Source organism: Methylorubrum zatmanii, assembly GCF_014845115.1.
Taxonomy (GTDB): domain Bacteria; phylum Pseudomonadota; class Alphaproteobacteria; order Rhizobiales; family Beijerinckiaceae; genus Methylobacterium; species Methylobacterium zatmanii.
On record NZ_NKUI01000016.1, the window covers coordinates 21,868 to 28,344 of the forward strand.

The 6,477-nt window shown below is 71.1% G+C and carries 4 protein-coding genes; all 4 read right to left on the reverse strand.

All coding sequences use genetic code 11. The features are described 5' to 3' along the window. Positions 1-156 precede the first annotated feature (156 nt). Positions 157-1,665, reverse strand: coding sequence for a carbohydrate porin (locus MZTS_RS02390; protein ID WP_192281080.1), 1,509 nt, complete (start codon positions 1,663-1,665; stop codon positions 157-159). A 199-nt stretch (positions 1,666-1,864) separates the two neighbouring features. After that, complete coding sequence (locus tag MZTS_RS02395; RefSeq protein ID WP_192281082.1) at positions 1,865-3,586, reverse strand: fructose-specific PTS transporter subunit EIIC; 1,722 nt, start codon at positions 3,584-3,586, stop codon at positions 1,865-1,867. 67 nt (positions 3,587-3,653) lie between these two features. After that, a complete protein-coding gene (gene pfkB, locus MZTS_RS02400; RefSeq protein ID WP_192281085.1) occupies positions 3,654-4,601 on the reverse strand; it encodes a 1-phosphofructokinase in 948 nt (315 codons plus the stop codon). Between the two features lie 3 nt (positions 4,602-4,604). Continuing rightward, positions 4,605-6,477: phosphoenolpyruvate--protein phosphotransferase (gene ptsP / locus MZTS_RS02405; RefSeq protein ID WP_192281088.1), on the reverse strand; the 1,873-nt coding region annotated here is incomplete at its 5' end.

Here is a 6,477-nt window from a genome sequence, read left to right on the forward strand (position 1 = left end):
CTCACGAATCTGTGAGCAATGATGGGGGTGTCGCCGGGAGGCCACAGACGCCTGTTTGAATTTTGTATATATATTGCCGCGACTCGTTCCTGAGACCGCGAGTCAACTCAAGCGGCGCGCCCTTCCATGAGCGCGCCGTTTTTTCGTTTGCCGTCTTCAGAAGCTGCCCGGACCTTTGGCGAGACCGGCCAGAGTGAATAAATCTACGGACAGCTTGGCACCGACCACGAGGGCATCGGGAATGTTCTTGGGGTAAGTGGGAAAGCGCGTCTGATCCGGGTTGACGATATATTGCAGGTTCGGGGTCAGGCGGATCGCGGGTGAGACCTGGATGCCGTAATTCAGCTCCATCATGATCTGCTGGCTCGGGATGGTGCGAAACAGGCCGAGGGAGGCCTGCGCCGCCGCGATGTTCGAGAGCGCCAGCGGGCTGAATTTCTGCGTGTTGATGACGAAGCCGACCGTGTCGTAGGGCCGGCCGGCGAAGGTGCCGGTCTGGAGCGCACCGATCTCGAGAAAGTAATCCTCGGTAAGGCGCCCGCCCGCGCCGGCCATGGCGATGCCGAACAGGGTGAGACCCTGGATGCCGTTGGGGTCCGGGCGCCAGACCATCTGGTCGAACCGGGCATAGACACCCGCGCGTCCGAACCGGGTGGCAGGGGAGAGTCCGGTCAGCACCCGCCGTCCGCCCGCCACGTCGAGCACCGGGTCGGTATAGTCCGAGCGGTCGACCCAGCCGCCGATGCCGTAATTGCGGGGCAGGGCGTCGTTGGCGAAGGTGGTGGAGTAGCCGAGTTCGAACGGCACGATGGCCCCGGTCGCGCCCTTGGTCGAGAAGTCGAGGCCGTTATCGCCGGGCTGCTGGTGCAGCGGGTTCACCTCGTAGGCGCCGACATGGAAGAACACCTTGTCGGTCAGCCATGCCTTGGCGTGGCCGCCCCAACTCGCCACCGGCCAGAAGGTGAAGTTCGAGGTCTTGAACACGAAGGTCGGATTGCCGCAGGCGGAATTCGTCTGGAAGTTGCAATAGACCGGCGAGTTGAGGAAGTTGATGTTGGCGACCAAGCGCCCGACTTCGAGGTCGAGCCGGTTGTCGAACAGCTTCTGCTGATAGGAGAGCAGGGTCAGGCGGGTGGTCTGGCCGCCGCCATAGATCTCCTGCACCGAGGTGTTGTTGCCGATGAAGTCGTCGGCGAGGTTGCGGCCGTGACGGTTGGTGACCGCGATGTGGAACGAGCCGCCGGCAATGCCGGCAAGCCGGTTCAGGTCGCCGTCGATCCCGAAGAACAGCTGGCCGGCATAGGCCGAGCCCTGGCGGATGCCGCCGATGGGATTGGCCGCTGCCTGGCCGGTATAGTTCAGCAGAAACGAGAGGCCGTTGCCGAGGTCGAACGTGCCCGGCGGCAGGGCGGGGGGCGTGGCGCTCGGGCCGAGCACGGCGGCGGCGGCGGCGGCGCTGCCGTCATTGCCGAAGGGCCGGCGCGGGGGGGTGCGCCGCACGACCCGCCGCAGGGCCGGGCGCCGGAGGGTGGGCGGTGCGCCGGTCTCGGCTGGCCGCGCGAGGCCGGGCTGAGCCGGATCGCCCTGTGCCACGGCCTGCGTCATGCCCGTTCCGAGCGTCGCTCCCAGGCCGAGCGCGGCCCATGCTGCCTTTCCAGCTTTCATGTTGTCCCCCTGTCGACCAATTCTATCGATCAGTCTTCGGCAATTGTTTTTGGATGTTGTTCTGTCTTTGCCGAAAACGAAACAAGTATTCGATTGGATTTTCACATTTGACAGTTTTGCCGGTCGCGTGTGGCGTGAATGCCGCGCCCTGCGGCCGACCCGAGCCCGGCGGCGTGGCCGCCGGATCCGGTGCCGTTCCTCAGGCGGCGCGCTTCTTCAAAAGGCCGACCAGAACCCCCGTCACGACGGTGCCGGCGGCGAGCGCGATCAGCGCGCCGGGCACGTTGGTCACGGCGTTGGGGATCGGCAGCACGAACAGGCCGCCATGGGGCACTTTGAGGGTCACACCCGAGGTCAGGGCGATGGCGCCGGCCACGGCGGAGCCCGCCACCATCGAGGGGATCACCCGGAGAGGGTCCGCGGCGGCGAAGGGAATGGCGCCCTCGGTGATGAAGGCCGCGCCGAGCACCGCCGCCGCACCGCCGGCCTCGCGCTCCGGCCCCGTGAAGCGGTTCGGGAACAGGCGTGTGGCGAGGGCGATCCCGAGCGGAGGCGTCATGCCGCCGAGCATCACCGCCGCCATCGGCGCATCGACGCCGGAGGAGAGCAGGGCGGCGGCGGAGGCATAGGCCGCCTTGTTGATCGGGCCGCCCATATCGACCGCCATCATGCCGCCCAGCACGAGGCCGAGCACCAGGGCGCTCGCCCCCTGCATCCCTTTCAGCCAGTCGGTGAGCGCGGCGAGGATCGCCGCCACCGGCACGCCGACCACGTAGACCATCAGCAGGCCGGTGATGGTGGTGGCGAGGAGCGGCAGGATCAGGACGGGCTTCAGCCCCTCCAGATTCTTGTGCAGCCGGATGTGCTGGTTGAGGAAGGCGGTGGCGTATCCGGCGATGAAGCCCGCCGCGATGCCGCCGAGGAAGCCGGCCTGGAGGTTGGCGGCGAGCATGCCGCCGATCATGCCCGGCGCGATGCCGGGACGGTCGGCGATGGAATAGGCGATGTAGCCGGCCAGAGCCGGGACGATCAGGGCGAAGGCGGCCTTGGCGCCGATCTCGCCGAGGGCGTAGCCCAAAGTCCCGGCATTCTCCGGCTTCATCGCGTCGATGCCCCCGAAAGCGAAGGCCAGGGCGATCAGCAGGCCGCCCGCCACCACGAAGGGCAGCATGAAGGACACGCCGGTCATCAGGTGCTTGTAGGCGCCGGCCTTCTTCTCGGCGGCGGCCGGGCGGGCGGGCCCGTCCGCCGTCTCGGCCGGACCGGCCGCTTGCAGCCGCGCCTCGCTGAGCGCCGTGGCGATCAGGCCCTTGCCGTCGCGGATCGCCGCCTTGGTGTTGGTGGCATAGACCCTTTTGCCGGCAAAGCGCGTCCGGTCGACCCCGGTATCGGCGGCGATGAGCACGAGGTCGGCCGCCGCGATCTCGGCCTCGGTCAGGGCGTCGCGGGCGCCGACGGACCCTTGCGTCTCGACCCGCACGGCATGGCCGAGCGCCTGGGCCGCCGCCTGGATGCCCTCGGCGGCCATGAAGGTATGGGCGATGCCGGTGGGGCAGGAGGTGATCGCCACGATTTTCTTGGGACCTGCGGTGGCGGTCCCGGTGGCGGAGGGGGCGTCCGTCCCGGCGGTCAGGCGGTCGAACACCGCGTTGACGTCGGTCAGCACGTCGTCGATGGCCGCCCGTGCCCGATGCAGGGCGCCGAACCGCCCCTCGCCGAGATCGCCTTCGCCGACCAGCAGCACGGCCCGCGCCTCGGCAATCGCCGCGTCGGAGATCGGAGCGCCGCTCGCGCCCTTGCCGCGCACTTCGAGGGCGATCGGCGTATTGCGCCGCCCGGCCGCCTTGCGCAGAGCCTCGGCGGCGAGGACGGCGTGGGTGGAGAGGTCTCCGCCTCCCACCACGGCCAGCAACTGAGCCATGGGTTTCCTCCTCGCGTTTTGTTCGATCTGTCCGCCGCCGCACCTCTCCCGCAGAGGGGGCGAATGTTCAGTCCAGCCGTTCCACCCGAATCTCGCGCGCCAGGGCCTCCACCTCGGTCCGTCCCGGCAGGTTCGCTCCGGTGCGGCTGAGCTTGCCCGCCGCGAAGGCGAGGGCCCGGCGGGCGAGGTCGGGCAGGGCGAGGCCGTCATGCAGGCCGGCGACGAGGCCGGCGACCAGGGCGTCCCCCGCGCCGACGGTGCTCGCCACCCGCGTCGGGGGCGGCAGCGCCCGAAGCGCCCCGTCGGACGAGACGAACAGGGCGCCTTCAGCGCCGAGCGAGACGCAGACCAGGGCGATGCCGCGCCGCTGAAGGGAGCGGGCGGCATCGAGCACGTCCGCGCTCTCGGGGAGCGGGCGCCCGGCCCATTCCTCCAATTCGTGCCGGTTCGGCTTGATCGCGTCGGGCAGCGCGTCGGGCCCGGCGGCGAGGGCCGCGGCGAGGGCGGGGCCGGAGGCGTCGAGGACGACGCGGGCACCGCGCCGCTTCAACTCGGCGGTGAGGCGGGCATAGGTATCGGCGGCGAGCGAGCGCGGCAGGCTGCCGGCGAGGACGGCGAGGCTGCCGGGACCGGTCAGGTCGCCGAGCACCGCCCGTACCGCCTCGACGGTCGAGGGCCCGAATTCGAGCCCCGGCAGGTTGATGTCGGTGGTCTCGCCGCTGCCTGCGTCGAGCAGCTTGAGGTTCGTGCGCGTCTCGCCGGGAATCCAGACGAAGCGGTCGTCGATGCCCTTGGCGGCGAGAAGCTGGGTGAAGGGCGCGGCGTTGTCCTGGCCGAGGACGCCGGTGGCGGCGACGGGCAGGCCCCAGTCGGCGAGGCAACTGGCGACGTTGACGCCCTTGCCGCCGGCATCGGCCCAGACCGAGCGGGCGCGGTGGACGCTGCCCGGCGTCAGGGCGTCCAGGGTGACGGTCTGGTCGATGGCTGGATTGAGGGTGAGGGTGACGAGGCTCATGGTTCAGGCTCCGGCCGGGGCGTCGTCGAGGGCGCGCACGGCGGCGGCGTCCTCCTGCGCGCAGGCCTTGGCCGCGAGCGCCTTCAGGTCGGCCAGGGCGGCGTGGCGCAGGCGGGCCTTCACGCCGGGCAGGTCGCGGGGCGTCATCGAGAGTTCGTCCACGCCCAGTCCCGCCAGCAGGCAGGCGCCGAACGGATCGCCGGCGATGCCGCCGCACACCCCGACGAAGCGCCCGTGCCGGGCGGCGCCCTCGCAGGTCAGGCGGATCAGGCGCAGCACCGCCGGGTGCAGCGAATCCGCCTCCGGCGCGAGGTCGGTGTTCTGGCGGTCGATGGCCAGGGTGTACTGGGTGAGGTCGTTGGTGCCGATCGAGAAGAAGTCGCAATGCCGGGCGAAGGCATCGGCCTGCACGGCGGCGGCCGGCACCTCGATCATGATCCCGAGCGGCACCTCCGGCGCGCCGACCTCCCGGCGGATCCGCTCGCACACCTCCCGCAGGCGGATCACTTCGGGCACCGAGGTGATCATCGGCATCATGATCGAGAGCGGCGCATCCTTGCCCTTGGGGGCGTCCGCCGGCACGTGGTCCTTCGCCGCCCGGTAGAGCGCGCGCAGCTGCGGCTCCATCAGGTCCGGCCGGCGCAGCAGCAGGCGGGCGCCACGCACGCCGAGGAAGGGATTCTCCTCCTTCGGCAGGTGGAGATGGGCGACCTGCTTGTCGCCGCCGATATCGAGGGTGCGCACGATCAGCGGGCGGCCGCCGAGCGCCTTCAGCATCCCGGCATAGGTCGCGTATTGATCGTCCTCGTCGGGGGTGTGCCCCCGCTCCAGGAACAGGAACTCGGTGCGCATCAGGCCGACGCCCTCGGCGCCCTGATCGAGGGCGAGCGGCACCTGCTCGGGATTGTTGACGTTGGCGCCGATGGCGATGCGGTGGCCGTCGCGGGTCTCGGCGGGCTTCGCCCGCTCCCGCGCCTCGGCCTCGGCCTGTTCGCGCTGCCGGGCCCGCCACGCTTCGGCGGAGGCGATGTCCGCCTCGCTCGGGTTCAGATAGAGGCGGCCGGTGGTGCCGTCGAGGATCGCGATGGTGTGGTTGGCGACGCCGAGCAGGCCGGGGCCGCCGGCGACCAGGGCCGGGATGCCGAGGGTGCGCGCCAGGATCGCGGTGTGCGAGGTCGGGCCGCCCTGCGCCGTGGCGAGGCCGATGACGCGGGCCGGGTCGAGGCCCGCCGTGTCCGAGGGAGCGAGATCGGGGGCGATCAGGATGCAGGGCACGTCCGGCAGGTCGTGGCCGCTCTTCAGGGCCGGATCGATCTGCGCCAGCACCCGGCGGCCGACATCGCGCAGGTCGGCGGCGCGGGCGGCGAGCACGGGGTTGCCGAGGGCCGAGAGCTGGCCGGCCATCCGCTCCACCGCCGCGTTCCAGGCGAAGGCGACGCCGTGGCCCTCGACCATGAGCTGGCAGGCCAGGGTGATCAGGTCGGTATCGGCGATCAGCTCGCCCTGGGCCCGGAAGATGCCGGCATCGGCCTTGCCGAGGCGCCGCTCGGTGTCGTCGGCCAGCGCCTTGAGCTGGTAGCCCGTCGTCTCCAGGGCCCGGTGCAGGCGGTCGGCGCCCGAGGTCAGCGGCTCGGGCTCGTCGGGCACGGCGATCTCCGCCGCCGCCAGGACATGGACCGGGCCGATGGCGATGCCGGGGCTCGCACCGATGCCGGGCATGACCTGCGGCGCATCGGACGGATTCCACCCCGCCACCGGCGCGGCCGCCTTGGCGGCGGCCTCCGCCGCGCGCTGGGCGGCGGCTTTCTCGCCGGCGCTCAAGGATGTCACCGCCGCGCAGATCTTGGCCAGGGCCCCGGCCTCGTCGTCGCCCTCG